Origin of the sequence: Pseudomonas sp. PDM32, assembly GCF_019219225.1 — a bacterium.
Classification (GTDB): domain Bacteria; phylum Pseudomonadota; class Gammaproteobacteria; order Pseudomonadales; family Pseudomonadaceae; genus Aquipseudomonas; species Aquipseudomonas laurylsulfatiphila.
This window is the reverse complement of sequence record NZ_JAHUWE010000001.1, coordinates 1-26,059: the sequence shown is the minus strand read 5'-3', so window position 1 is coordinate 26,059 and position 26,059 is coordinate 1. Positions and strand designations below refer to the sequence as shown.

The window sequence follows — 26,059 nt, the reverse complement described above, 5'->3', positions numbered from 1 at the left end:
GTACGATGTGATTTCTTTAGCGATTCTAAGATATTGATATTAAAGGAGATTAATTCAATTCAATGCTGGCATGCGGGCTGCAATTGTCTGGTTAACCAAGGCATTCAAAAACAACCGCCCGCTATCGAATACCGACCCGAGTGGTAGGAGCTCCAGGATGAACCGTCAACGTGCCGCCCACCTGTACCTCTCGCCTGTGCATATTCAGCAAGGACTGTTTGCTGTCCTGGCGCTGTTGCTCACCCTTATCGGCGGCCAACAGTTTGTGCGCTGGGAGCAGAGTCAGCAGCCGCAAGCGCCACAACTGTCGATTCAGCATCCGACCCAAACCCATTTCAGTGCTGTTGGCAGCCTTCAGGCCGATAGCACCCCGATGCGCATGATGGACGTCGACCAGGCCGGACCTGCAGGTGAGATACGTCATCAGGAGCGCTGGGTGTTCTAGGTAAACAATTTCCGCCGCAGCGATGTGCCGGGAAACGCAACACCTCTAAATAGAAGCGTAAGGAGAATCACCATGTTGAGCTGGGCAATCACATTCCTGATCATTGCCATCATTGCCGCAGTACTGGGCTTCGGTGGTATCGCGGGCACCGCCACGGGTATCGCCAAGATTCTGTTTGTCGTGTTCCTGGTGATGTTCATTGCTTCCTTCTTCTTTGGCCGTCGCGGTCGAGGCTGACATGAACGGTTTGTTCAAGACAATGGCAGCCGCCCTGCAACCGGGGCGGTAGTGCCATGGCATGCGGGCTGAGGTTTCCCCGGCATGCCTGAGACCCTCATGCAGGGTCCGGAATTTGTACACGAAGGAGGTCACAGCGCCTCTTTCTATCTGCGTCACCTGAGGAAGGCTGGCGCATGACCAAGGGGTCGGGACGTTCTGCCTGTTTCAGGGGCGGAGTGACCTACGGGTACAGGGAGTACCTGCGTAAGGGCCGGGTCAGGAAAAGCTGCTGCGCAAGTTCGCCGGATCACCATGGCTCGACGAGCTTGCGAAGGGCTGGATCACGCAACACATTGAAATAGAGCGCTCGTCTCGATTTCCTCACTGTTATCGCGTCCTTGTCCCTGTTACGTCGGAAATTACTTTTCCCGGTGTTTCACAGGCGACCGTATATCGAGAAAAATCCATTTTTTTTGACTGCGATTATTCACTTTGTCCTGCGGGATTCTGCTGAAAAATCAACGCTCGGCCACTGCTCAAAAAACATTCAATCTGCTCTGTGATGACCGGTTCACGGCACTTATGCCTGCCGAAATGTCGCATTCGAACCGATTGCGACGTCGCATTCAGTGAAAAAACCTCATGCCGATTCGGCATAGGGTAGGCGTTTACGGCATTAGACGGCGCTTCCTTGCATCGGAATAGTTGCGCCTTTTTTCGCCTGCCAGAGAGCCGCAAACACGCGTTCCGGGGCACCTTATACGGGGGGTAGATGCACTAGACTTTTTCGCCACGAGCGTTCCAGTTCGCGCATCTCCCTGAGTCAAACGCAAGTAAGGGTAAAGATATGAAGAAGGCAAAGCTTAGCCTCGCCTGGCAGATCCTCATCGGTCTGGTATTGGGGATAGCAATCGGTGCGCTGCTCAACCATTTCAGTGCCGAAAAAGCCTGGTGGATCAGCAACGTCCTGCAACCAGCAGGCGATATCTTTATCCGTCTGATCAAGATGATCGTGATCCCGATCGTCATCTCCTCTTTGATCGTCGGCATTGCCGGCGTCGGTGACGCCAAGAAGCTGGGGCGCATCGGCTTCAAGACCATCATCTACTTCGAAATCGTCACCACCATCGCCATCGTGGTCGGTCTGCTGCTGGCCAACCTGTTCCATCCGGGTGCCGGCATCGACATGAGCACCCTGGGCACTGTGGACATTTCCAAGTACCAGGCGACTGCCGCCGAGGTCCAGCATGAACACGCGTTCATCGAAACCATCCTCAACCTGATCCCGTCGAACATCTTTGCGGCCATGGTTCGCGGCGAAATGCTGCCGATCATCTTCTTCTCCGTATTGTTCGGTCTCGGGCTGTCGAGCCTGCAGGCGGACCTGCGCGAGCCGCTGGTGAAGATGTTCCAGGGCGTATCGGAAAGCATGTTCAAGGTCACTCACATGATCATGAACTACGCCCCGATCGGCGTGTTCGCACTGATCGCGGTGACCGTGGCCAACTTCGGTTTCGCGTCGCTGTTGCCGCTGGCCAAACTGGTGATCCTGGTTTATTTCGCCATCGCTTTCTTCGCGTTCGTGATCCTGGGCCTGATCGCTCGCCTGTTCGGCTTCTCGGTGATCAAGCTGATGCGCATCTTCAAGGATGAGCTGGTACTGGCCTACTCCACCGCCAGCTCCGAAACCGTGCTGCCGCGCGTGATCGAGAAGATGGAAGCCTACGGCGCGCCAAAAGCCATCTGCAGCTTCGTGGTACCGACCGGTTACTCGTTCAACCTCGACGGATCGACCCTGTACCAAAGCATTGCGGCGATCTTCATTGCCCAGCTGTATGGCATCGACCTGTCGATCAGCCAGCAACTGCTGCTGGTCCTGACGTTGATGGTCACCTCCAAAGGCATCGCCGGCGTACCGGGCGTGTCCTTCGTGGTCCTGCTGGCCACCCTCGGCAGCGTCGGTATTCCACTGGAAGGCCTGGCGTTCATCGCCGGTGTCGACCGCGTCATGGACATGGCCCGTACCGCACTGAACGTGATCGGCAACGCCCTGGCCGTTCTGGTTATCGCTCGTTGGGAAGGCATGTACGACGACGCCAAGGGCCAGCGTTACTGGAACTCCCTGCCGCACTGGCGTAGCAAGGAAAAGCTGCCGGCGGGTGAAACCTCCAGCAACTGATACAAAACCTGTGGGAGCGAGCTTGCTCGCGATGACCGACTAAAGCCAACATTGATGTCGATTGATACACCGCTATCGCGAGCAATCGAGCGTCGACCGGCTGCTCCCACAGTGATCTACGAAAGCCGCACCAGACAAACCCCGGATAATTCCGGGGTTTGTCGTTTCTGGCCACCCCGCTATCATTCGCGGATCTTTTGGGGGATTTGACTGATGCTCAATGGCCTGTGGCTTGGCTTCTTCATCGTGGCAGCCGTTTCGGCGCTGGCGCAGTGGCTGATTGGTGGCAACGCCGGGATATTCGCGGCGATGGTGGAGAGCATTTTTGCCATGGCCAAGCTGTCGGTCGAGGTCATGGTGCTGCTGTTCGGCACCCTCACCCTCTGGCTGGGTTTTCTGCGCATTGCCGAGAAGGCCGGCATCGTCGAATGGTTGGCCAGGGCCTTGGGGCCATTGTTTTTGCGCCTGATGCCTGAAGTCCCGCCGGGTCATCCGGCCATCGGCCTGATCACCCTGAACTTCGCCGCCAACGGCCTCGGTCTGGACAACGCCGCCACGCCTATTGGCCTGAAGGCCATGAAAGCGCTGCAAGAACTCAACCCCAGCGCTACCGTCGCCAGCAACGCACAGATCCTGTTCCTGGTGCTCAACGCCTCTTCGCTGACCCTGCTGCCGGTGACCATCTTCATGTATCGCGCCCAGCAAGGCGCGCCTGACCCGACGCTGGTGTTCCTGCCGATCCTGCTGGCGACCAGTTGCTCGACCATTGTCGGCTTCCTGTCGGTGGCGTTCATGCAGCGCCTGCGCGTCTGGGACCCCGTGGTGCTGGCCTACCTGATCCCCGGCGCCCTCGCCCTCGGTGGTTTCATGGCGTTGCTGGCGACCCTTTCGGCGACCGCGCTGGCCGGCTTGTCATCGATCCTCGGCAACCTGACGCTGTTTGGCCTGATCATGCTGTTCCTGCTGATCGGCGCGCTGCGTCAAGTGAAGGTCTACGAGGCTTTCGTTGAAGGTGCCAAAGAGGGTTTCGACGTCGCCAAGAACCTGCTGCCCTATCTGGTGGCGATGCTCTGCGCGGTGGGTGTCCTGCGGGCCTCCGGGGCGCTGGACTTCGGCCTGGACGGGATTCGTCATCTGGTGGCGTGGGCCGGTTGGGACACGCGCTTCGTCGATGCGCTGCCGACGGCGATGGTCAAACCCTTCTCGGGTAGCGCCGCCCGGGCGATGCTGATTGAAACCATGAAGACCTCGGGCGTGGACAGCTTCCCGGCGCTGGTCGCGGCGACAATCCAGGGCAGTACCGAAACGACGTTCTATGTGCTGGCGGTGTACTTCGGTGCCGTGGGCATCCAGCGTGCACGCCATGCGGTTGGCTGCGCATTGCTGGCGGAGCTTGCCGGGGTGCTGGGTGCAATCGGCGTTTGCTACTGGTTCTTTGGTTGATCGGCGCCGTCAGCCAGCGTCTTGAGCGCGGCCTTGCGCTCATCCGTTGGCAAGCCGCCGAGCTTCTCCGCGGCGGCATAAAACCTTGGCCAATCGCCATCCTCCTGATGGAACAGCGCGTCAAATGCCGGTACCCACTGGTCGTACAAACCAAACGGCAATAGCCGGGCATTGTTCATGGGGGCATGGACCCAGGCGTCGTAGCGTTTGTCTCCAGCCCACTGACTGTCGCGCAGTTGCCGGTATTCGCTGCGCAAGCGCTCGAACTCAGCCGCCTTGCGCTGGCGCATCTGTTCGGTTGGCAACGGCAAGGCGTAGAGCTTTTCCAGCCGGGCGCGGGTTTCCAGCACCAACTCAGTGAACTGGTCGCGCTGACGCGCCTGCGCATTGTTGTCCGGTGGCAGGTGGCGATAGGCACGCCATTGGCGAGTACCTTCCTGCTCGACGAAGGTGGCAAAGGATTCGTTGAACTCCGTGTCGTCCTTTACATAGACGCGCTGATGGGCCAGCTCGTGAAAGATCAGCGTGGCCAGTCGCTCATCCCCCCAGCCCATCATCGAACTGATGATCGGGTCGTTGAACCAGCCAAGTGTCGAATAGGCCTCGACGCCGCCAATCGACACGTCCATGCCCTGCAAGCGTTGCAAGGCTGCTTCGCCGCGCGCTGCGCTCTGACTGTAGTACCCGCGGTAGGCCACGCAGCCGGCGATGGGAAAGCAGTGGTTTACAGGCTTGAGGGAAAATTCCGGCGTGACGAAGACATTCCAGACGACGAAGGGACGGCCAATGTCCGCGTACAAGCGGTAACTTTGGTTATCCGGCAGGTGCAATTGCCGGCTGGCGAATGTTCGAGCCTTTTGTGATTGCTCCAGGTGTATACGCAGTTTCTGGTCGCGCGCCAGGTCGGCAATCACGCTGGAAACCGGCTCCCTGGCCCGCAGCAACTGCATTTGGCCGCTGGCCAGTTGGCTGTAATAGCTGATGCTGGTGCAACCGTTGAGCAACAAAAACATCACGCCCGGAAACAAAACGCGAAAAACGCGATCAAGTAACCCAAGGCTAGGAAGCGGCCTGAACACAATAATTCTTCCTTGGAGAGTCTTCCCGCAAGACTATCCCGCCTGACTGGAGCTCCGCTATGCGCACGATGATACTGACAGGAAGTCTGCTGTTGCTGGCCGGCTGTGCCGGATTCGGAATACCCCGCCATGATCCTGCGCAAGCCTGGATCGACCTGGACTCGAAGCAAGAAGATACGGCGTTGCAGGCACTGGAGGTCGATGACAAGGCCACCGACGATAAACGCTACTTCGAGGTTCAGCCCGGTAGCCATGAATTGACAGTCCGCTACCAGTTTCCGGTGCAGCCCACCAACATCGGCCCCGACGCCGAGCCGTTGTGGCGCGATTGTCAGTTGAACGTGAAATTCAAGGATTTCAACGCTGGCGAACGCTATCAACTGCAAGCGGGGAACATTGGTTTTCGGCCGTGGGCCAAGCTCTATGATCAGCAGCGAAAAGTGATCGGCCAGGGTACCCCTGCGGGCTGTCAACGAACCTGATCGGCGTTATGCTGGATGCATATCCCCTGGGACATCCATCATGCGCAGGTTGATGCTGTTACTCGCCGTCGGTGTCGTCGCGGGCTGTCAAAGCCCGATGCCGACACCTGATCCAAAAATGGCCTGGGTTGATTTTTCGACGCCCTTCCCTAACGACAAGTTGTTGATGGCCGAACGCCTGGACAAACAGCGATTGCGCGATGGGCGTTATTTCGAAGTGACGCCCGGCAGCCACGAACTGATCGTGCGTTTCGACTTTGAAGTCCCCGGCGGCGGCGGCTTGAGTATGATGAGCGGGCCCTCTGAGCGGCTGTGCTACCTGACCATCCGTTACGATCATTTCGAAGCCGGTCAGCGTTATGTACTCGAAGGCCGCTCCATTGCGTTTACCCCCGGCGCCCGCCTGTACAACGCCAAGCGCGAGATCGTCGCTGAAGACCGGGAAGCCAACTGCCTGATGTGAGATGTCAGCGGTCGTTCTTCTGGTAGATGATTTTTTTGGTGCCGTTTTCGCACGAACCCACGACCATGTTCTGGTCGTGCACTTCGTCGTTGGTGACGACTTCAAGCGTGTAGGAAGTGACGCCACTGGCCTGGATCTTGGCTTCGATCTCGGCCTTGAGCTCTTCGCAGGGTTTCGGTGCTGCGAGGGCCGACGTGGCCAGTACGCAACAGATAACCGCCAGGGCAAAACGTTTCATGGTTGAAGCTCCTTTGAGGCAGCACGCCTATTCACAGGTTTTTGCTGCTGTCATTTATTCGACCATATTATTGGCGGGCAAATCTGTCACGACACAAAAAAGATCGCAGCCTTGGGCACCTCTTACCGAATGATCCCGGCAGGTTACGCAAGGCTGCGATTTTTTCTTTGCAAAAATGAAAGATCTAGCTGACCAATGTTGCCTCCAGGCTGATCTTGGCATTCAGCACTTTGGACACTGGGCAGCCTTCTTTGGCCTTGTTGCTGAGTTCTTCGAACTGCGCCTGGCTTGCCCCGGGGATTTTCGCCTTCAGAATCAATTTCACTGCGGTGATCGCAAAACCGCCGTCCACTTGATCCAGAGTGACTTCTGCCTGGGTATCGATGCTATCGGCCTTCAGGCCGGCGTCACCGAGGATCATGGAGAACGCCATGGAGAAACAGCCGGCGTGGGCTGCGCCGATCAACTCTTCCGGGTTGGTGCCCCGGCCGCCTTCGAAGCGCGCCTTGAAGCCGTAGGGGGCTTCCCGGAGCACGCCGGTTTCTGTGGAAATCGAGCCGATGCCGGTTTTCAGATCACCTTCCCAATGGGCCGATGCTTTCTTGACGATAGCCATGCCAGTCTCCTAAAGGTCGGCGCGAAAGGTCACGCCTGCAGGGTTTTCGGTTGCCAGGGTTGTGAGGATAGACGAAGGGGGCAAAGTTCACTTCGTCCGATCAATCTGCTTTTTTCGCGGGATTTTTTACCGGGCTATTGAAACTCGGGTATATGCCCACATTGCATGAACACGCTTTTGGATTCGGCAGGTTTGTGTTCGCAAGAACAAACCTGCGCCCTCAATTGGAGAAGCAGGTTTATGAAACGACTGTCCGATATCAAGTTCTCGACCCTCGATCTGGTGCCGGTGCGCGAGAACGGCAGCGCGGCCCAGTCGCTGCGCAACTCGCTGGACCTGGCGCAGCATGTCGAGAAGTTCGGTTACAACCGCTTCTGGGTGGCTGAGCACCACAACATGGACGGCATCGCCAGTTCCGCGACTTCGGTGCTGCTCGGTTATCTGGCCGGTGGCACGTCGACCATTCGAGTCGGTTCAGGCGGGGTGATGTTGCCCAACCACGCACCCTTGGTGATTGCCGAGCAGTTCGGCACCCTGGAAAGCCTTTATCCGGGCCGGATTGATCTGGGCCTGGGACGCGCCCCCGGTTCCGACCAGATGACCGCGCGTGCGTTGCGCCGTGAGCGCTCCGGCAGTGCCGACGACTTCCCGGAAGATGTGGCGGAACTGGTGCGCTACCTCGGGCCACGTACCCCGGATCAACGGATCATCGCCATGCCGGGAACCGGGACCAATGTGCCGGTCTGGTTGTTGGGATCGAGCCTGTTCAGTGCACAGCTGGCCGGTGAACGCGGTTTGCCCTACGCCTTCGCTTCGCATTTCGCGCCGCGCTACATGCATGAAGCGATTCGGGTCTACCGCAATCACTTCAAGCCCTCAGCCGTTTTGGACAAACCTTACGTAATGCTCGGCGTGCCTTTGGTGGCGGCCGATACCGACGAGCAGGCCGATTATCTGGCGACTTCGGTGTTCCAGCGGATTCTCGCCCTGATGCGTGGCCAAAGCCTGGTACAGCGTCCGCCGGTGAAGACCATGGACGGCCTGTGGCTGCCCCATGAGAAAGAGGCTGTGCACGATTTTCTGGGTCTGGCCATGATTGGCAGTCCACAGAAAATCCGCGCCAAACTCGAGGTCCTGATCGAACAGACCCAGGCTGATGAGCTGATTTTCACCTGTGACCTGTACGAACATTCGGATCGCGTGCATTCCTACGAGCTGCTGGCGCAGGTTATGCGCGGCTGATACCCAAACGGCAGTCATGAAAAAGCCGGCGCAGGGCGTCGGCTTTTCAATCAGGCGAGGATCGGCCTACTTTTTGTAGACGATCACTTTGGCGCCCTTTTCGCATTTACCAACAACTTTTCCGCCAGCGGCGCTACCTTTATCGACAATCTCCAGCGAATAACCGGAAACGCCCTTGGCATCAAGTTTCGCTGCGATTTCGGCTTTCAGCTCTTCGCATGGCTTGCCACCATCTGCCAATACGGTCCCCGCAAGGCTCAATAAACCTACCGCCAACATAAACTTCTTCATCGGTTGCATTCCCTGGTCGGATCATAGGGGTAACCAGCCGTTAGCCGGACGCACTCATGCAGCGCTTTGCCATTCCCTATGGCATTCGGCTGGCGTGCAAGTTCAGAAGACTAGCCCAAAGTCAGCTGCTGGCAATCCGGAATCCGACTTTCAGGGTCACCTGAAAGTGCGCCGCCTTGCCGTCCCTGATGTGCCCACGGGTCTCGGTGACTTCAAACCATTCCATGTACTTGATGCTTTTGCTGGCTTCGGTCAGGGCGTTGTTGATCGCATCTTCGATACTGCTGGTGGACGAGCCGACCAGCTCGACTTTCTTGTAGGTGTGATGGTCAGACATGGCGTTCTCCTTGGCGTGTGAATTACAGCCTAGCAGTGATTTTTCCTATTTCTTCTGTTGGCCGTTCTGAGAGTGAAGTTCAGATTTTCTGCACTTTCTCGAACCGCTGAAGTCCCAACCAACACACGCCACTCATCACCAATGCAGGAGAGCCACCATGGCCAACACCTCGTTACGCAAAGCCTCATTGCAAAGCATGGAAGCCGAGATCGAGAGTCTGCTCAAGTCTTTGGAAAGCCTGAAGGACGACGCCTCGGACGAGTCGCGTAAAACCCTCAAGACCCTGAAAAGCAACGCCGAGAATGCCTTGAAGCACTCGCGCCATCTGCTTGCCGACGCCTATGAAGAGGTCAAGGTCAAAACCCGCGAAACAGGGATTGCCACCCGGGACTACGCCCAGGAGCACCCCTGGACTACAGCCGGTGTCGCCGTGGGCGCATTGGGCCTGCTGGCCGCTTATCTATTGTGCAAGCGTGATTAATCTACCCGGCGCAGCTCGTTTTTCAGCCACTGCGCCAGTTGCCGGGCGCGCCCGTCCGCGGCGCGCTTGGGTAGCCACAACGCCAGTTGTGCCGGGGTTTCACTGAAGCCCCATGGCGCAACCAGGCGGCCGGCCTTCAAGTCCTCCGTCACCAAGGGTTCGGGGGCAATCGCCACGCCCAGACCCGCGACGGCGGCTTCCAGTAAGTAATACAAATGTTCGAATCCCTGACCGTACTTCAGTGCCCTGGCGTCGAGGCCGCATTGTTGCGCCCAGTTTGGCCAGGCTTGCGGGCGTGAGGTGGTGTGCAGCAAGGTTTCGTTCAGCAGTGCGCTTTCCGGCGCTAGTTTGAGCCGCTCATAGCCAGCGAACCGAGGGCTCATGACCGGACCGATACGTTCGCTGGCCAGTTCGAAAACCTGCATGTCCGACGGCCAGGGGGGCTCGGCAAAGACCAGCAAGGCATCCAGTCCCGGTCTTCGCGGATCGAGATCGCCTTCTCCGGCCGACAGGTGCAGGCGCAGGTCCGGCAGGTCGGCATTGAGTCTCCCCAGTCGCGGAATAAACCAGCGCGCCAACAGGCTTCCCGAACAACCGAGCACGAACGGAGCATCGGCCGTGCTTTGTGTGAGTTCCGCGCAGACGCTGCGCAGGCGCTCGAAGGCTTCACTGCTGGCGTCACGCAGGCGCAAGCCGGCATCTGTGAGTTTCAGGCCGCGACCGTCCTTGATGAACAGGCTGACGCCAAGGTGTTCTTCAAGCACCTTGAGCTGGCGGCTGACCGCACCATGGGTGACATGCAGCTGCTCGGCCGCCTGACTGACGCTGTTCAAGCGGGCAGTGGCTTCGAAGGCGCGAAGCGCATTCAGCGGAGGAAGGTCATGGCTCATGGGATCTGTGAGTTTTCCTGACAGGTTGTGGCGATCTTATCGGTTTTCAGGCCGGGACGTCAGGGGTAGAGTGAAGCCCACTATCTCTTTATGTATCACTTCACGCATTCAACTGGAGCGCCAAATGACCCAGCCTAATCTGCGCAACGGCCCTGATGCCAACGGCCTGTTTGGCGCGTTCGGTGGCCGCTACGTCGCCGAAACCCTGATGCCGTTGATCCTCGACCTGGCCCGTGAATATGAGTTGGCCAAGGAAGATCCTGCATTCAAGGAAGAACTGGCCTACTTCCAGCGCGACTACGTCGGACGTCCAAGCCCGTTGTACTTCGCCGAGCGTCTGACCGAGTTCTGTGGCGGCGCGAAGATCTATCTCAAGCGCGAAGAGCTGAACCACACCGGCGCGCACAAGATCAACAACTGTATCGGCCAGATCCTGCTGGCGCGACGCATGGGCAAGAAGCGCATCATCGCCGAGACCGGCGCCGGCATGCACGGCGTGGCGACGGCCACCGTGGCTGCGCGTTTCGGCCTGGATTGCGTGATCTACATGGGCACCACTGACATCGAACGCCAGCAGGCCAACGTGTTCCGCATGAAGCTGCTGGGCGCCGAGGTTATCCCGGTGGTCGCTGGCACCGGCACGCTGAAGGATGCAATGAACGAAGCCCTGCGTGACTGGGTGACCAACGTCGACAGCACCTTCTACCTGATCGGCACCGTGGCCGGTCCGCACCCTTACCCGGCGATGGTTCGCGACTTCCAGGCCGTGATCGGCAAGGAAACCCGCGAGCAGTTGCAAGCCCAGGAAGGTCGCCTGCCGGACAGCCTGGTAGCGTGCATTGGCGGTGGCTCCAACGCCATGGGCCTATTCCATCCGTTCCTGGACGACAAGAGTGTCGAGATCATCGGCGTTGAAGCGGCCGGTTACGGCATTGAGACCGGCAAGCATGCGGCCAGCCTGAACGGCGGCGTTCCAGGCGTGCTGCATGGCAACCGCACTTTCCTGCTGCAGGACGACGATGGCCAGATCATCGACGCCCACTCGATCTCCGCCGGCCTCGACTACCCGGGCATCGGCCCGGAACACGCCTGGTTGCACGACATCGGCCGCGTTCAGTACACCTCGGTGACTGACGACGAAGCCCTCGCCGCATTCCACCAATGCTGCCGCCTGGAAGGGATCATCCCGGCCCTGGAAAGCGCCCATGCCCTGGCTGAAGTATTCAAGCGTGCACCGACCTTGCCAAAGGATCACCTGATGGTGGTCAACCTGTCCGGTCGTGGCGACAAAGACATGCAGACCGTGATGCACCACATGGAACAATCCAAGCAGGAGAAACACTGATGAGCCGCCTGCAAACGCGTTTTGCCGAACTCAAGGAACAGAATCGCGCCGCCCTGGTGACCTTCGTGACCGCTGGCGACCCGGGCTATGACACCTCCCTGGCCATTCTCAAGGGCTTGCCGGCGGCTGGCGCCGATGTGATCGAGCTGGGCATGCCCTTCACCGACCCGATGGCTGACGGCCCGGCCATCCAGCTCGCCAACATCCGTGCGTTGGGTGCCAAGCAGAATCTGGCGAAAACCCTGCAAATGGTTCGCGAGTTCCGCCAGGACAACAACGAAACGCCGCTGGTGCTGATGGGGTACTTCAACCCGATCCACATGTACGGGGTCCCGCGCTTCATTGCCGAAGCTAAAGAGGCCGGCGTTGATGGCCTGATCGTGGTCGACCTGCCGCCGGAGCATAACGGCGAGCTGTGTGACCCGGCGCAGGCTGCGGGCCTGGATTTCATTCGCCTGACTACGCCAACCACCGACGATGTGCGTCTGCCGACCGTTCTCAACGGCAGCTCCGGTTTCGTCTACTACGTCTCGGTGGCCGGTGTGACCGGCGCCGGTGCCGCCACGCTGGAGCACGTCGAGGAAGCGGTCGCCCGTCTGCGCCGCCATACCGACCTGCCGATCAGCATCGGTTTCGGTATCCGGACTCCGGAACAGGCAGCGTCCATTGCACGCTTGGCTGATGGCGTGGTGGTGGGCTCGGCGTTGATCGATCACATCGCCAATGCCACGTCCCCGGAACAAGCCGTGGATGGCGTGCTGAGCCTGTGCTCGGCATTGGCTGAAGGCGTGCGTAACGCTCGCATTAGCTGAAGGCAACGTTCCTGATTCAGAGACTGAACCGCAAAACGCTGAAAACCTTGTGGGAGAGAGCTTGCTCGCGATAGCGGCGTGTCAGCCAACATCAATGCTGGATGTGCAGCCCTCATCGTCGGATCGCCGCCCGGAGTAAGCTCGCTCCTACAAGGTTGCGGTTCAAGGCAACTCTATCCCGCCTGCTGCCTTGTGCAGTTTGCGCAGATGCTCGCCGATCTGCTTCACGTTGGCTTCGTTGGCGGCCATTTCGGCGGCGCGGCTCGGTTCAAGCAAGGCTCTCACTTCCTTGTCCAGGTCCCCGGACAGCGCCAGAAGCTGCTTCTGGCGCTGGCTGCTTTCCGATTCCAGATGCTCCCACTCGCTCGGCTGTGGCAAGCCATAACCGTTGGTGCCCAGCAGTTCCGCAGGACGGCTGAGGAAGCCACTGTTGGCGAGAATGTCCTTGAGCGTTTCGTTGGCCTTGTCCATGCCGCCATTCTGCAATTCCCGGGCGCCCAGATAGCGCTGCTTCACTTCATCCTGAGCCAGCAGCAATTGCTGACGGAAGCTGGCCTGCTCCAGCAGGAGCAACGCCGCGCTGGTGCGCAGGTCCGCCTGCTCGAACCATTGCCGACGTTCCGCGGCTTTCAAGTCCAGCCATTCTTCGACGGTTTCCTGTTTGATCGGCAAGTGCTTTTTCAGGATTTCGAACATCGCCTGATAGCGTTCGCGGAAGGAATCGAAACGATAACCCAGGCGCAAGGCTTCCCGCGGATCGTCCAGCACACTGGTGTCCGCCAGCCCTCGACCTTTGAGCACTTCCAGCAAACCGTTGGGCATGATGTTGTCGAGCCCTACCAATTTCGGGTTGTTGGTGCCGCCACGCAGCAATTTCAGTTCTTCCACCGCGCAGTTGTTCGACAGGAAGAAGTAGTTGCCGTCGTAGCTCCAGTGCATCTCGGCGGCACGTTCCACCACGTCTTCAATCTCTGGGCGCGACAGGTTCAGGGGCACGGAGGCCAGGCTGCGCAGTTCGGTCTTGGTGTATTCGTCGATGACCTGGGACAGCGGCAGGATAAACAACCGCGACGGGTATTTGCCGACCAGGCCATCCCAGCTCGACAACTGTACGTCGCCGACGAAGGCGCGATACGACAGCACCAGGTGCTGGTCCAGGTCCAGTCGACAATCCGGGCCACGGGGGCGGCCCGGTGCGCAGATCACCAGACGCAGCATGCTGTGGCCCCAGCGGCTGAACAGGTTCTGGTTAGCCTCGGCCAGCAAATAGTCAACGGCATAGACCCGCTCCGGATCGACCTGCCCCAGCGGCGTCTTGGCGAAGTCGTTGCCGGCATTCAGGAACGCGACGGTTTTGCTGCAGGTGTCACTGGCGGCGGGCGCCCAGCCGAAATGCTCTTTGTAGTAGCGATACAGTGCGGGACGGCGGCAGGCGTAGCTCGGGTCGAGGAGGAAATACTCCATGTTGACCGCGACGAACTCCTTGGGACTGCTGGTTTCGTAGATATCCGGACTGCGGGCGATCTGGCGATTGTGCTGTTCGCGTTCACCCCGACGGCCTACGTATTGCTGCCAGCCGGCCAGGTCGAGCAGGCGCGGATCGTCGCTGAGGGTAAAGCGCCGATCGGACTGGCCCCGACATTGGTCGGGTATGCCGACCAGCCCTGAGCTGTTGTTGCGCCGGGTGCAGCGCTGAATCAGCTTGCGCTCGTCATCCGGCCACAGGCGCGAACGGTCGTAGATGTGAGTCAGCTCGTGCAATACAGTGGCCAGCATTTCCCGGCGCACGGTGCCATGGGGACGATGGGTTTTTTTGCTCGCGGCGCTGCCATCGGTGAGGCCGGCCAGCAGGTTGCGGTTCAGATCGAGCTCGGACACCAGCGATGCCTGGCCGTAGGCATTGCGCGGCATGTCGTCGGTCCAGCCGACGACGATACGCCGGTCCAGCTGCTTGATGAAGCGTGGTGGCAGCGCCTGCATGGCTTCATCAAGCAACGCCTGGCTGGCTTGCTGTTGCGCGGGCGTCAGACCTTCGGTCTTGAGTTGTAACTGAAGGCCTGCGTGGGCCGTGTTGCCGAGCAGCAACAGGGCCCCGGTCAGCAGCCAGGCGCATGGACACCTCACAGTGCGAGGATGGCTTCGGCGAGATCCTGATCGCTGGCGTCGCGCGCTTCGGGCACGCGGGTGCGCAGCAAGTTGAAAGCGGACTCCAGATGAGCGCCGCGAATGTCGCCATCGCTGGCGACGAAACTGGCGGCGTCGTCCTGTGCTTCGCGCACGATTTTCGAATCGCGAATGGACGTGGTGGTGTCGGAGGTGAAATCGAGGGTGCGCTGGGTCGCACGGATCAGGATGTTACTGGTGGCAACCAGAGTATGTGCCTGGGCCACATCGGCCAACAGCAACAGGCCGAGGATGGCAGCAATCAGCGGGTTACGCATGGAACGAGCTCCAGAAAAACAGGGATAACTATTGGACGAGAATTGCTTGCGCCAGTTCAAGGTCGCTGGCATGAAGTTTTGCGTGGGTCTGGCGCAGATACCGTAGGGCCGACTCCAGTCGTGCGCCTCTCAGTTGGCCGTCACTGGCAATGAATGCCGCGGCGTCATCGTGGGCGGCGAGCAGTAGTTTATGGTCGAAGGGGGCGGAGGTCACGAGGCTTGTGGCGTAACCACTGGCGACGGTGCCCTGGGTGGACAGGTTGAAGGCGTCATAAGCGTGGGCTGATGCGCAGTAACCCAGGGTGAGAAAGACTGGAGTGATCAGGAAGCGGGAAGGAAAACGCATGAGGCTCGATAGTTGAAAGTGAGTCCCAAGGCTAGTGCAAGGGCCGGTCTAGAGCCAGTGCCGAAACATTGGGACACGCCGGGCGTGTCCCATGTCTGTAGCGCTGTTTAGATGGTCAGGATTGCCTGCGCCAGTTGTGCGTCTGTTGCACTCAGTTGCGGCGCCTTATGGCGAATGTGATCGAGGGCGCTTTCCAACTTCACACCGCGGATGGAACCTTCGCTGGCGACGAAGCTGGCAGCGTCGTCACGGGCGGCAAGGACGATCTTGTCATCCTTGAACGACGACGAAACGATGTTGGTGGTCGCATCGGAAGTGGCCTTGAGCGCGTTGACCACAGCATCCGTGGTCACGATGAAGCTGGTGGCTTGGGCACTGGCAGCCACGGCAAACAGGGCTGCGGCGCTAAGCAGGCGAAAACGGGACATGGGGTAACTCCTTTTGGTAGACCATTTGAAATATGGCGCAGTGTCTGCAAAGTCAGACGCCAGGCACTCGGCGTTCGCCACGTTCTGAAGTGATATTAGGCCTGTCTGTGTCGGTTCGAACAGTCCCGGCCCTGCACGCAGGAAGTCAGCGCCAGAACGGTTTATCTAATTCATTGCTGCGGTCGGCGTGGCTGATACCCAGATCCGCTAGCTGGCGATCATCGAGTTGAGCCAGCAATCGTCGCGTTCTCGCCCTTTCCAGGCTGGCGCAGAGCCCTTTGAGCAGCCCTCGAAGCCTCTGCTGGCAAGGTCTCGATTGAACCGATGGAATGGAAAAATCCTGTACGTTCTTCATGGCACGGTCCCTGTCCTGATAAGTGGAGAGCTCCATGCTGACACCCGCCGAATAGTCACTACAGACACACAGAGGCTAAATTGTACTCATGCAGTTTGTTGTTTTTGAAAACTGTACTGGTTGTCAGGATAGTCTTCTGTAAGACCGGGTTTGCCGGGCCAAAACGACAAAACCCGTCGTGGTTGCCCACGACGGGTTTTGTTTTTTCAATTCGGGTTGCTGGCGGTGGACCTTAAGGTCAGAGCCAGCGACGCTAACTTAGCGCCAGAACGGCTTGCTCAGCTCTTCGTAGCGTTGTGCTTCGCTAATCCCGGCGTCAGCCAGCAGACGCGAATCCAGGCGAGCCAGTTGATGGCGGCTGGTAATGCGGCGCTGCCACAACATCAGGTTGGCGATAACGCGCAGAGGCAGGGAAGCCTGGGTTTTTGCAGCAGTGTCTTCGAAAAACAGATCGGAACTGAGTGTACGTTCCATGGTGGTCATCCTTCCGCTTGTGGCGGGATTAGGTAGTGGTTTAACTGGTGCCCATGATCCTCTTGTTTGCCTAGTCTCTGTAGATACAGTTCATCTGTATTGTGAGAGCTCAGTTAACTGTTTATAGGGGGTGTACTGGTCGAAATTGAGGCAACTGTACCTGTCCGCACTGTTTGAGTGCAAAAATGCTGTTTTACCCCGATGAGGTAGGAATTTTCCGTAGGAAATGACCAGTACAGCAGTACAGTTTTTTTCATGTTGCGAGGGCGGCAAGGGCAAGCTGGCGAAACTGTGTTTGCGCCAGCTGCTATCTGTAGCAATTACTTCTTCAGCATGTGCCCGGTTTCTTCCAGGTTTATGTGCCAACTGAGTGCGTCACGCAGGATGTGCGGGGTGTGCCCGCCGATGGCGCACGCTGCAGTGAAGTAATCATTCAGCGCCTGGCGGTAATCCGGGTGCACGCACTTGTCGATGATGACCCGCGCACGCTCTCGGGGCGCCAGGCCTCGCAAGTCCGCCAGGCCCACTTCGGTCACGAGGATGTCGACGTCATGTTCGGTATGGTCGACATGGCTGACCATCGGCACCACACTGGAGATCGCACCGCCCTTGGCGATCGACTTGGTCACGAACACGGACAGGTGCGCGTTGCGCGCAAAATCGCCCGAGCCGCCGATGCCGTTCATCATCCGGGTGCCGCAGACGTGGGTGGAGTTGACGTTGCCGTAGATGTCGAACTCCAGCGCCGTGTTGATGCCGATGATGCCGAGGCGGCGCACGACTTCAGGGTGGTTGGAGATTTCCTGCGGGCGCAGGACGAGTTTGTCCTTATAGCGCTCCAGGTTGCCGAACACATCGGCGTTGCGCCGGCTCGACAGGGTGATCGAGCTGCCCGAAGCAAAGCTCAGCTTACCGGCGTCGATCAGGTCGAAAGTCGAGTCCTGCAGCACCTCGGAATACATCGTCAGGTCTTCGAACGGCGAGTCGATCAGGCCACACATCACCGAGTTGGCGATAGTGCCGATACCGGCTTGTAGCGGACCGAGCTTGTTGGTCATGCGTCCGGCGGCCACTTCCTGTTTGAAAAAATCGATCAGGTGGTCGGCAATCGCCTGGGTGTCGGCGTCTGGCGCCAGCACCGTGGAGGGTGAGTCAGCCTGGTTGGTGACCACGATGGCGACGATTTTTTCCGCCGGAATCGGGATGGCGGTGCTGCCAATGCGGTCGTCGACTCTGACCAATGGAATCGGAGTGCGGGTCGGACGATAAGTCGGGATATAGATGTCGTGCAGGCCTTCGAGGTTCGGGTTGTGCGCCATGTTGATCTCGACGATCACGTGCTTGGCGAAAATCGCGAAGCTGGCGGAGTTGCCTACCGAGGTGGTTGGCACGATATGCCCTTGCTCGGTGATCGCAACGGCTTCAATCACGGCAATGTCCGGCAGTTTCAATTGCTGGTTGCGCAATTGCTCCACGGTTTCCGACAAGTGCTGGTCGATGAACATGACTTCACCGGCGTTGATCGCCTTGCGCAGGGTGCTGTCGACCTGAAACGGCATGCGTCGCGACAGTACGCCAGCTTCGGTCAACTGCTTGTCGAGGTCGTTGCCCAGGCTGGCGCCAGTCATGAGGCTGATCTTCAGCGGCGTGACCTTGGCGCGCTCGGCCAGCGCCTGAGGAACGGCCTTGGCTTCGCCAGCGCGAGTGAAGCCACTCATGCCGACGGTCATGCCGTCCTCAATCAGAGCGGCAGCGTCGGCAGCGCTCATCACTTTGTCCAACAACGAAGGCAGGCGAATACGGTCACGGTACATGGATTGTTATCTCGGGCAACAGGTAGCAGGACGTGCAGTCTAGTGAATTGAGTCGACTTCTGTCCCGCTACCAAGGTCGCAATCGAGGCGTCTATTCCGGGCCTTTCAAGCAAAACACCGTTACCGGATCGGTAATAAAAGAATAGTTTGTCCGACGATTTGCGCAAACAAAAACGCCCCGACGAGTCGGGGCGTTTTTGTTTGCCGCAGAGGTTTAGTCGACGGCTTTTACCATGTCTTCGATGACCTTTTTGGCGTCACCGAACACCATCATGGTTTTGTCCAGGTAGAACAGTTCGTTGTCCAAGCCGGCATAGCCGCTGGCCATCGAACGCTTGTTGACGATGATGGTCTTGGCCTTGAACGCTTCGAGGATCGGCATGCCGGCAATCGGCGATTTCGGATCGTTCTTCGCGGCCGGGTTGACCACATCGTTGGCGCCCAACACCAGCACCACGTCGGCCTGACCGAACTCGGAGTTGATGTCTTCCATCTCGAACACCTGGTCGTAAGGCACTTCGGCCTCGGCCAGCAACACGTTCATGTGGCCCGGCATACGACCGGCAACCGGGTGGATCGCGTACTTCACGGTCACGCCGCGATGGGTCAGCTTCTCGGTCAGTTCCTTCAACGCGTGCTGCGCCCGTGCTACCGCCAGGCCATAGCCCGGAACGATGATCACGGTGTCGGCGTTGGTCAGCAGGAAAGTCGCGTCGTCAGCCGAACCGGATTTCACCGGACGGGCTTCCTTGGCGCCTGCCGGACCTGCGTCGGCTGTATTGCCGAAACCGCCGAGCAGTACATTAAAGAAGGAGCGGTTCATCGCCTTGCACATGATGTACGAGAGGATCGCACCGGACGAACCTACCAGCGAACCGGCGATGATCAGCATCGAGTTGTTCAGCGAGAAGCCGATACCTGCCGCTGCCCAGCCGGAGTAGCTGTTGAGCATCGACACGACCACTGGCATGTCCGCGCCACCGATCGGGATGATGATCAGCACACCCATGATGAAGGCCAGGGCCAGCATCAAGGCGAAGGCGCTGAGGTCGCCGGTCAACATGAAGGTGATACCCAGGCCCAGGGTGGCCACGCCGAGCAGCAGGTTCAGTTTGTGTTGACCGGTGAACTGTACCGGTGCGCCCTGGAACAGGCGGAACTTGTACTTGCCCGACAGCTTGCCGAAGGCGATGACCGAACCGGAGAAGGTGATCGCACCAATGGCGGCACCGAGGAACAGCTCCAGGCGGTTACCGGCCGGGATCGCGTCACCCAGTTGCGCAACGATACCCAGCGACTGTGGCTCGACGACCGCCGCAATGGCGATGAACACCGCGGCCAGGCCGATCATGCTGTGCATGAAGGCGACCAGCTCGGGCATCTTGGTCATTTCAACGCGTTTGGCCATGATCGAACCGGCGGTGCCGCCGATCAGCAGACCGACGATCACGTAGACGATACCGTCATGGGCCAGTTCGGCACCTAACTTGTAGATCAGGCCGACCGTGGTGAGGATCGCCAGGCCCATGCCGAGCATGCCGAACAGATTGCCGCGACGCGACGTGGTGGGATGCGAAAGGCCCTTGAGCGCCTGGATGAAGCAAACCGAGGCGATCAAATACAGGGAAGTAACCAGGTTCATGCTCATGCTTGCTGCACCTCAGCCTTGACTGCTTCGGCCTTGGCAGCCGGAGCTTTGGCCGCTTTCTTCTTGAACATTTCCAGCATGCGCCGGGTCACCAGGAAGCCACCAAAGACGTTGACGGCGGCCAGGGCCACGGCCAGGGTGCCCATGGTCTTGCCCAGCGGGGTCACAGTGAGGGCGGCGGCGAGCATGGCGCCGACGATCACGATGGCCGAGATGGCGTTGGTGACAGCCATCAGTGGCGTGTGCAGCGCAGGTGTAACGTTCCAGACCACGTGGTAGCCGACATAGATGGCCAGCACGAAGATGATCAGGTTGTAGATACCGTGAGAGATCAGCATGTCTTCCATTGTTTTTATCCTCAGCCGTTCTTGCGCACGATCTGGCCGTCGCGGCACATCAGGCACGCGGCGACGATATCGTCTTCAAGGTTGATCACCAGTTGTCCTTCTTTATCGAACAACAGTTTCATGAAGTCCAGCAGGTTGCGTGCGTACAGCGCCGAAGCATCGGCCGCCACTGCGCCCGCCAGGTTGGTCGGGCCAACGATGGTCACGCCATTTTCGACGACCACCTGATCGGCCACGGTCAGCGGGCAGTTACCGCCCTGGGCGGCCGCGAGGTCGATGACCACCGAACCCGGTTTCATCTGTGCCACGGTTTCTGCGCTGAGCAGCGTCGGTGCCTTGCGGCCGGGAATCAGTGCCGTGGTGATGACGATGTCTGCCTGCTTGGCGCGCTCGTGCACGGCAGCAGCCTGGCGCTGCATCCAGCTGGCCGGCATCGGCCGGGCGTAACCACCGACACCAACGGCGCATTCACGCTCTTCGTCGGTCTCGTATGGCACGTCGACGAACTTCGCGCCGAGGGATTCGATCTGCTCTTTCACCGCAGGACGCACGTCAGAGGCTTCGATCACCGCACCCAGGCGTTTTGCCGTAGCAATGGCCTGCAATCCGGCCACGCCGGCACCCAGGATCAACACGCGCGCCGCTTTCACGGTGCCCGCAGCCGTCATCAACATCGGCATGAAACGAGGGTAATGGTGAGCGGCCAGCAAGACAGCCTTGTAACCGGCAATGTTGGCTTGCGACGACAGCACATCCAGGCTTTGGGCGCGGGAGGTACGTGGCGCAGCCTCCAGGGCGAAGGCGGTAATGCCGCACTCGGCCATCTTGGCGATGGTTTCGTTGTTGAACGGATTGAGCATACCCACCACAACGGTGCCGCTTTTAATCAGCGCCAGCTCGCTGTCGCTGGGGGCGACCACCTTCAAAATCAGCTCTGCTCCAAACGCATCATTGGCGCTGCCAATGGTTGCGCCTGCCGCTTCATAGGCACTGTCGACAACACTGGCATTAACGCCGGCGCCGCTTTGTACAGTGACCTTATGACCCTGGCTGATCAGCTTCTTGATGGTTTCCGGGGTTGCAGCAACCCGTGTTTCACCGGTCTGGGTTTCGAGAGGAACACCAATGTGCACGTCAAATCTCCTGCGTGATCTTATTGAGTAAACCCATGCACTACGGATGGTGCGGCTGGGGCGGCCGATCAGCACGATCCCGCCAAATCAGGGCGGGGCGCGGCATTTTGCAGGCGAACTTTGTGCCCTTCAAGGGATTATGACGGGTGACGGAAAATTAACTACAAGTCACCCCGTGACCGAATGTCGCAACCAACCGACTCGATCCCTTGCAGACCGTGCTTTACAAGGATTCTGGTCGAAATTGAAGAATTTATACATCGGCTGTATGAATGATGCGGCATCGCCTCGAAATAGTGGCGCAAAGCCGCATGATCAGGCGCTTGTGGGACGTTTGTACGACTTCTCGATACAGTTTGCTGTTATGCGACAAATCCGTATATCTGTAGGGCTTTGTTTTTGCTGACTACGGGGTCAAATAACGTGAGGGAGCCTTTACTCCTCTAGGCTGTAGCTGTGCGCTTGGTTTACCAGCCAGTCACGAAATGCCCTTAAAGACGCGGATTCGACCTTTCGCTCAGGAATCATCAGGTAATAAGCCTTGATGCTGGACAGTGCTTGCGGGTTGGCGATCACCAGGCGTTTTTCTTTAAGCTCCCTTTGAATCAGGAATGGCGGAATCAGGGCAATGCCCATGTCATGCATGGCCGCCTGGGCGAGCATGGAGAATAGCTCGTAGCGGGGACCTGTCATGTCTCGCGGGACATTCAGGTGTTGGGAATCGAACCACTGGCGCCAGGCATAAGGGCGGGTGGTTTGTTGCAGCAGGGGCAAATCGGCGATTTCGCCGGGCGTAAGGCTGGTCTTGTTTCCGAGCAGGTTGGGGCTACAAACGGGCATCGGGTTTTCACCCATCAGCCTGTGGGATTCCGTACCCGACCAATCCGCGTCGCCGAAGTAGATCGCGGCATCGAAATCAGTGTCGGCGAATAGGAACGGGCGTGTGCGGTTGGTCAGGTTGACCGTCACTTCCGGGTGCTTGTGCTGGAAGTCCTTGAGTCGTGGCAGCAGCCATTGGGTACCGAATGTCGGGACCACGGCCAATTCGATTACGTTGGTGCCCTGCTGGCCCATCACGGACAGGGTGTCGCGCTCAACCGCATCCAGTTGAGTGGCGACCCGGCGGCTGTAGGAAAGTCCGGCCTCCGTCAGCTTCACTCCACGCCGCGAACGTCGGAACAGTTCTACGCTGAGGAACTCTTCAAGGCTGGCGATCTGTCGGCAAATCGCCCCCTGGGTCAGCGAAAGCTCCTGGGCGGCCTTGGTGAAGCTTTCATGGCGCGCCGCGGCCTCGAAGCTGATCAGGGCGGTGGTGCTGGGTATCTTCCTGCGCATGTACGTCAACCTCACTAATGCATCGCATAAAAGCTCTTTTGCGACGTTTCGGAGTGAGAAATTAGCACAACAGTATGCGAAATCCTCGTTTGCCGTAGCGTCGATCCAGGCCTAGGATCACTCCACGTTATTTGACCCGATTCGAGAGGACACACTCATGGGCGGTAAAGCTAGCTTCAACTGGATCGATCCCCTGCTGCTGGATCAACAGCTCACTGAAGAAGAACGCATGATTCGCGACACGGCTGCGCAGTTCGCGCAGCAGAGCCTGGCGCCGCGCATTCTTGAAGCTTTCCGCCATGAGAAGACCGATCCGGCGATCTTCCGCGAAATGGGCGAAGTGGGTCTGTTGGGTGCAACCATCCCGGAGCAGTACGGTGGCAGCGGCCTGAACTACGTCAGCTATGGACTGATCGCCCGTGAAGTCGAGCGTATCGACTCCGGTTATCGCTCGATGATGAGCGTTCAGTCCTCGCTGGTGATGGTGCCGATCAATGAGTTCGGTACCGAAGCGCAGAAGCAGAAGTACCTGCCGAAACTGGCCTCGGGCGAGTGGATCGGCTGCTTCGGCCTGACCGAGCCTAACCACGGTTCGGACCCGGGCGCGATGATCACTCGTGCACGCAAAGTGGAAGGCGGCTACAGCCTCACTGGCAGCAAGATGTGGATCACCAACAGCCCGATTGCCGATGTGTTCGTGGTCTGGGGCAAGGACGATGCCGGCGACATCCGCGGCTTTGTTCTGGAGAAAGGCTGGAAAGGCCTGAGCGCTCCGGCGATTCACGGCAAGGTTGGCCTGCGGGCATCGATCACCGGTGAAATCGTCATGGACAATGTGTTCGTGCCGGAAGAGAACATCTTCCCGGATGTCCGTGGCCTGAAAGGTCCTTTCACCTGCCTCAACTCGGCACGGTACGGCATCTCCTGGGGCGCACTGGGTGCGGCCGAGTTCTGCTGGCACACCGCTCGCCAGTACACCCTGGATCGTCAACAGTTCGGCCGTCCATTGGCAGCCACTCAGTTGATCCAGAAGAAGCTGGCCGACATGCAGACCGAAATCACCATGGCGCTGCAAGGTTGCCTGCGTCTGGGTCGTATGAAGGATGAAGGCACGGCGGCGGTCGAAATCACTTCGATGATGAAGCGCAACTCCTGCGGCAAGTCCCTGGACATCGCGCGCATGGCTCGCGATATGTTGGGTGGCAATGGCATCTCCGATGAGTTCGGCGTTGCTCGCCACCTGGTGAACCTGGAAGTGGTGAATACCTATGAAGGTACTCATGACGTCCACGCGCTGATCCTCGGTCGTGCGCAAACCGGCATCCAGGCCTTCTATTAACAGGAGGACGTCCATGGGCGCGCTATCGCATCTACGGGTACTGGATTTATCGCGGGTGCTGGCCGGGCCTTGGTCCGGGCAGATCCTGGCCGACCTCGGCGCTGAAGTGATCAAGGTCGAGCGCCCCGGTAACGGTGATGACACGCGCGCCTGGGGGCCACCCTTCCTTAAAGACGCTTATGGGGAAAACACCAGCGAGGCCGCCTATTACCTGTCGGCCAATCGCAACAAGCAATCGGTCACCATCGACTTCACTCGCCCCGAAGGGCAGAAGCTGGTGCGTGAGCTGGCGGCGAAGTCGGACATCCTGATCGAAAACTTCAAGGTTGGTGGTCTGGCGGCCTATGGCCTGGACTATGAATCGCTGAAGGCGATCAATCCGGACCTGATCTATTGCTCGATCACCGGGTTTGGCCAGACCGGTCCTTACGCCAAGCGTGCGGGTTATGACTTCATGATCCAGGGGCTGGGCGGTCTCATGAGTCTCACGGGGCGACCTGAAGGCGAAGAAGGCGCGGGGCCGGTGAAGGTTGGCGTGGCGCTGACGGACATTCTGACCGGGCTGTACTCGACTGTGGCGATCCTGGCTGCGCTGGCGCATCGGGATCACGACGGCGGGGGCCAGCATATCGACATGGCGCTGCTGGACGTGCAGGTGGCCTGCCTGGCCAACCAGGCCATGAACTACCTGACGACAGGCAATGCGCCTAAACGCTTGGGTAATGCTCATCCGAACATTGTGCCCTATCAGGATTTTCCTACGGCGGATGGCGATTTCATCCTTACCGTCGGGAACGACGGGCAGTTCCGCAAGTTCGCGGAAGTGGCCGGGCAGCCGCAGTGGGCGGACGATCCGCGTTTTGCCACCAACAAGTTGCGGGTGGCGAACCGCGCGCTGCTGATTCCGCTGATCCGCCAGGCAACGGTGTTCAAGACCACCGCTGAATGGGTGGCGCAGCTGGAGCAGGCGGGCGTGCCTTGCGGGCCTATCAATGACCTGGCGCAGATGTTTGCCGATCCTCAGGTCAAGGCGCGCGGCTTGGCCATCGAGCTGCCGCACGCGCTGGCGGGAATGGTGCCTCAGGTGGCGAGCCCTATTCGCCTGTCCGAAACCCCGGTGGAGTACCGGTTTGCGCCACCTCTGCTGGGTGAGCATACGCAGGAGGTATTGCATCGGGTCCTGGGGCTGGATGCTGGAGCGGTGTCTGCGCTCAAGGCGTCTGGCGTGCTCTGATTGCTCTCTTCTATATAGGGAAGCGTTTTTGCTTCTCTATATAGCCTTCAAATCTGGCGTTTTGGCGCTTTCTGCAAGTTGTTGATAGAAAAGCAAAATCAGTGCTTGACGGCAGATTCTGGAGGCCTATAATTCGCCCCAACTTCCGGCGCAGTCGAAACGGAAAACTCCTTGATAAACAAAGAGTTACGCAGTTTTCGACAGCAGGTTGCTTCAGGTCATCGAAGCCGAAAGGAAGTTGAAAAAGAGGTGTTGACAGCGGCGAGTAACGCTGTAGAATTCGCCTCCCGCTGACGAGAGATCGAAAGCGCAAGTGGTTGAAGTTGTTAAGGAATCCTTGAAAACTTCTGAAAAAAATCACTTGACAGCAAATGAGGCTGCTGTAGAATGCGCGCCTCGGTTGAGACGAAAGATCTTAACCAACCGCTCTTTAACAATTGAATCAAGCAATTCGTGTGGGTGCTTGTGGAGTCAGACTGCTAGTCAACAGATTATCAGCATCACAAGTTACTCCGCGAGAAATCAAAGATGTAACCAACGATTGCTGAGCCAAGTTTAGGGTTTTCTCAAAACCCAAAGATGTTTGAACTGAAGAGTTTGATC

29 protein-coding genes are annotated in these 26,059 nt (G+C 58.8%); 12 read left to right on the top strand and 17 right to left on the bottom strand.

What is annotated here, in order from left to right; all coding sequences use genetic code 11:
• The first annotated feature begins 157 nt into the window (after positions 1-157).
• The 4 genes from KW846_RS00145 (at position 158) to KW846_RS00130 (ending at position 4,286) form a co-directional block, all read left to right on the top strand.
• The gene (locus tag KW846_RS00145; protein ID WP_218480907.1) at positions 158-445 is read left to right on the top strand and encodes a hypothetical protein; all 288 of its coding nucleotides are present in this window, start codon (positions 158-160) and stop codon (positions 443-445) included.
• A gap of 72 nt (positions 446-517) precedes the next feature.
• A complete protein-coding gene (locus KW846_RS00140) occupies positions 518-682 on the top strand; it encodes a DUF1328 domain-containing protein (protein ID WP_003177151.1) in 165 nt (54 codons plus the stop codon).
• 829 nt (positions 683-1,511) lie between these two features.
• Complete coding sequence (gene gltP / locus KW846_RS00135; RefSeq protein ID WP_007969779.1) at positions 1,512-2,843, top strand: glutamate/aspartate:proton symporter GltP; 1,332 nt, start codon at positions 1,512-1,514, stop codon at positions 2,841-2,843.
• Positions 2,844-3,056: 213 nt separating this feature from the next.
• Entirely contained in the window at positions 3,057-4,286 is a 1,230-nt protein-coding gene (locus KW846_RS00130) for a nucleoside recognition domain-containing protein (protein ID WP_102701545.1), read from the top strand.
• Here KW846_RS00130 and KW846_RS00125 read toward each other — a convergent pair.
• A complete protein-coding gene (locus tag KW846_RS00125; protein ID WP_218480906.1) occupies positions 4,268-5,365 on the bottom strand; it encodes an aminopeptidase in 1,098 nt (365 codons plus the stop codon). The genes KW846_RS00130 and KW846_RS00125 overlap by 19 nt on opposite strands.
• A 59-nt stretch (positions 5,366-5,424) precedes the next feature.
• Here KW846_RS00125 and KW846_RS00120 point away from each other — a divergent pair, with 59 nt between their 5' ends.
• Positions 5,425-5,847: a hypothetical protein gene (locus KW846_RS00120; RefSeq protein WP_007969774.1), complete on the top strand. Its 423-nt coding sequence runs from the start codon at positions 5,425-5,427 to the stop codon at positions 5,845-5,847.
• A 40-nt stretch (positions 5,848-5,887) separates the two neighbouring features.
• Positions 5,888-6,310 carry a hypothetical protein gene (locus KW846_RS00115; protein WP_007969772.1) on the top strand — a complete coding sequence of 141 codons (423 nt, stop codon included), beginning with the start codon at positions 5,888-5,890 and terminating at the stop codon, positions 6,308-6,310.
• A gap of 4 nt (positions 6,311-6,314) precedes the next feature.
• Here KW846_RS00115 and KW846_RS00110 read toward each other — a convergent pair whose 3' ends face one another.
• Positions 6,315-6,548 carry a DUF1161 domain-containing protein gene (locus KW846_RS00110; protein WP_007969770.1) on the bottom strand — a complete coding sequence of 78 codons (234 nt, stop codon included), beginning with the start codon at positions 6,546-6,548 and terminating at the stop codon, positions 6,315-6,317.
• A 184-nt stretch (positions 6,549-6,732) separates the two neighbouring features.
• Entirely contained in the window at positions 6,733-7,164 is a 432-nt protein-coding gene (locus KW846_RS00105; protein ID WP_007969768.1) for an OsmC family protein, read from the bottom strand.
• A gap of 240 nt (positions 7,165-7,404) precedes the next feature.
• Here KW846_RS00105 and KW846_RS00100 point away from each other — a divergent pair, with 240 nt between their 5' ends.
• Positions 7,405-8,406, top strand: coding sequence for an LLM class flavin-dependent oxidoreductase (locus tag KW846_RS00100; RefSeq protein WP_008002158.1), 1,002 nt, complete (start codon positions 7,405-7,407; stop codon positions 8,404-8,406).
• 66 nt (positions 8,407-8,472) lie between these two features.
• On the opposite strand, the gene KW846_RS00095 is transcribed toward KW846_RS00100, so the two are convergent.
• Both KW846_RS00095 and KW846_RS00090 read right to left on the bottom strand, forming a co-directional pair.
• Positions 8,473-8,697, bottom strand: a complete 225-nt coding sequence (locus KW846_RS00095) for a DUF1161 domain-containing protein (protein WP_102701539.1) — start codon at positions 8,695-8,697, stop codon at positions 8,473-8,475.
• 121 nt (positions 8,698-8,818) lie between these two features.
• Positions 8,819-9,034 carry a dodecin gene (locus KW846_RS00090; RefSeq protein WP_015092929.1) on the bottom strand — a complete coding sequence of 72 codons (216 nt, stop codon included), beginning with the start codon at positions 9,032-9,034 and terminating at the stop codon, positions 8,819-8,821.
• A 157-nt stretch (positions 9,035-9,191) separates the two neighbouring features.
• On the opposite strand from KW846_RS00090, the gene KW846_RS00085 reads away from it, so the two are divergent.
• On the top strand, positions 9,192-9,515 hold the full coding sequence (locus KW846_RS00085; RefSeq protein ID WP_007969764.1) for a YqjD family protein: 324 nt from the start codon (positions 9,192-9,194) through the stop codon (positions 9,513-9,515).
• Here KW846_RS00085 and KW846_RS00080 read toward each other — a convergent pair.
• Positions 9,512-10,405: a LysR family transcriptional regulator gene (locus KW846_RS00080; protein ID WP_218480905.1), complete on the bottom strand. Its 894-nt coding sequence runs from the start codon at positions 10,403-10,405 to the stop codon at positions 9,512-9,514. The two genes, KW846_RS00085 and KW846_RS00080, sit on opposite strands and share 4 nt — an antisense overlap.
• A gap of 124 nt (positions 10,406-10,529) precedes the next feature.
• On the opposite strand from KW846_RS00080, the gene trpB reads away from it, so the two are divergent.
• Together trpB and trpA are read left to right on the top strand one after the other, a co-directional pair.
• Positions 10,530-11,750 (top strand): tryptophan synthase subunit beta, encoded by a 1,221-nt coding sequence (gene trpB / locus KW846_RS00075; protein ID WP_007969761.1) that lies wholly within the window; start codon positions 10,530-10,532, stop codon positions 11,748-11,750.
• The gene (gene trpA, locus KW846_RS00070) at positions 11,750-12,562 is read left to right on the top strand and encodes a tryptophan synthase subunit alpha (protein WP_218480904.1); all 813 of its coding nucleotides are present in this window, start codon (positions 11,750-11,752) and stop codon (positions 12,560-12,562) included. Before trpB ends, trpA begins: the two co-directional genes overlap by 1 nt.
• 162 nt (positions 12,563-12,724) lie before the next feature.
• Here trpA and KW846_RS00065 read toward each other — a convergent pair whose 3' ends face one another.
• The 11 genes from KW846_RS00065 to KW846_RS00015 form a co-directional block, all read right to left on the bottom strand.
• Positions 12,725-14,686 carry a DUF4105 domain-containing protein gene (locus KW846_RS00065; RefSeq protein WP_218480903.1) on the bottom strand — a complete coding sequence of 654 codons (1,962 nt, stop codon included), beginning with the start codon at positions 14,684-14,686 and terminating at the stop codon, positions 12,725-12,727.
• Positions 14,683-15,003: a DUF2388 domain-containing protein gene (locus tag KW846_RS00060; RefSeq protein WP_007969755.1), complete on the bottom strand. Its 321-nt coding sequence runs from the start codon at positions 15,001-15,003 to the stop codon at positions 14,683-14,685. The genes KW846_RS00065 and KW846_RS00060 overlap by 4 nt, the downstream gene beginning before the upstream one ends.
• 28 nt (positions 15,004-15,031) lie before the next feature.
• Positions 15,032-15,349 (bottom strand): DUF2388 domain-containing protein, encoded by a 318-nt coding sequence (locus KW846_RS00055; RefSeq protein WP_218480902.1) that lies wholly within the window; start codon positions 15,347-15,349, stop codon positions 15,032-15,034.
• A 107-nt stretch (positions 15,350-15,456) separates the two neighbouring features.
• The gene (locus tag KW846_RS00050; RefSeq protein WP_218480901.1) at positions 15,457-15,777 is read right to left on the bottom strand and encodes a DUF2388 domain-containing protein; all 321 of its coding nucleotides are present in this window, start codon (positions 15,775-15,777) and stop codon (positions 15,457-15,459) included.
• 145 nt (positions 15,778-15,922) lie between these two features.
• Complete coding sequence (locus tag KW846_RS00045; RefSeq protein ID WP_116579896.1) at positions 15,923-16,132, bottom strand: DUF1127 domain-containing protein; 210 nt, start codon at positions 16,130-16,132, stop codon at positions 15,923-15,925.
• A 258-nt stretch (positions 16,133-16,390) separates the two neighbouring features.
• Positions 16,391-16,606, bottom strand: a complete 216-nt coding sequence (locus tag KW846_RS00040; protein WP_007969750.1) for a DUF1127 domain-containing protein — start codon at positions 16,604-16,606, stop codon at positions 16,391-16,393.
• A 320-nt stretch (positions 16,607-16,926) separates the two neighbouring features.
• A complete protein-coding gene (locus KW846_RS00035; RefSeq protein WP_218480900.1) occupies positions 16,927-18,420 on the bottom strand; it encodes an acetyl-CoA hydrolase/transferase family protein in 1,494 nt (497 codons plus the stop codon).
• A 214-nt stretch (positions 18,421-18,634) separates the two neighbouring features.
• Positions 18,635-20,068 (bottom strand): NAD(P)(+) transhydrogenase (Re/Si-specific) subunit beta, encoded by a 1,434-nt coding sequence (locus KW846_RS00030; RefSeq protein ID WP_007969748.1) that lies wholly within the window; start codon positions 20,066-20,068, stop codon positions 18,635-18,637.
• Positions 20,065-20,415, bottom strand: coding sequence for an NAD(P) transhydrogenase subunit alpha (locus KW846_RS00025; protein ID WP_053152987.1), 351 nt, complete (start codon positions 20,413-20,415; stop codon positions 20,065-20,067). The genes KW846_RS00030 and KW846_RS00025 overlap by 4 nt, the downstream gene beginning before the upstream one ends.
• 11 nt (positions 20,416-20,426) lie before the next feature.
• Positions 20,427-21,548 carry a Re/Si-specific NAD(P)(+) transhydrogenase subunit alpha gene (locus KW846_RS00020; RefSeq protein ID WP_007969746.1) on the bottom strand — a complete coding sequence of 374 codons (1,122 nt, stop codon included), beginning with the start codon at positions 21,546-21,548 and terminating at the stop codon, positions 20,427-20,429.
• Between the two features lie 435 nt (positions 21,549-21,983).
• Positions 21,984-22,883 carry a LysR family transcriptional regulator gene (locus tag KW846_RS00015; RefSeq protein ID WP_218472859.1) on the bottom strand — a complete coding sequence of 300 codons (900 nt, stop codon included), beginning with the start codon at positions 22,881-22,883 and terminating at the stop codon, positions 21,984-21,986.
• Positions 22,884-23,040: 157 nt separating this feature from the next.
• On the opposite strand from KW846_RS00015, the gene KW846_RS00010 reads away from it, so the two are divergent.
• Complete coding sequence (locus tag KW846_RS00010) at positions 23,041-24,222, top strand: acyl-CoA dehydrogenase (RefSeq protein ID WP_007969743.1); 1,182 nt, start codon at positions 23,041-23,043, stop codon at positions 24,220-24,222.
• A 13-nt stretch (positions 24,223-24,235) separates the two neighbouring features.
• Positions 24,236-25,456, top strand: coding sequence for a CaiB/BaiF CoA-transferase family protein (locus tag KW846_RS00005; RefSeq protein ID WP_218480899.1), 1,221 nt, complete (start codon positions 24,236-24,238; stop codon positions 25,454-25,456).
• The last annotated feature ends 603 nt before the right edge of the window (positions 25,457-26,059 follow it).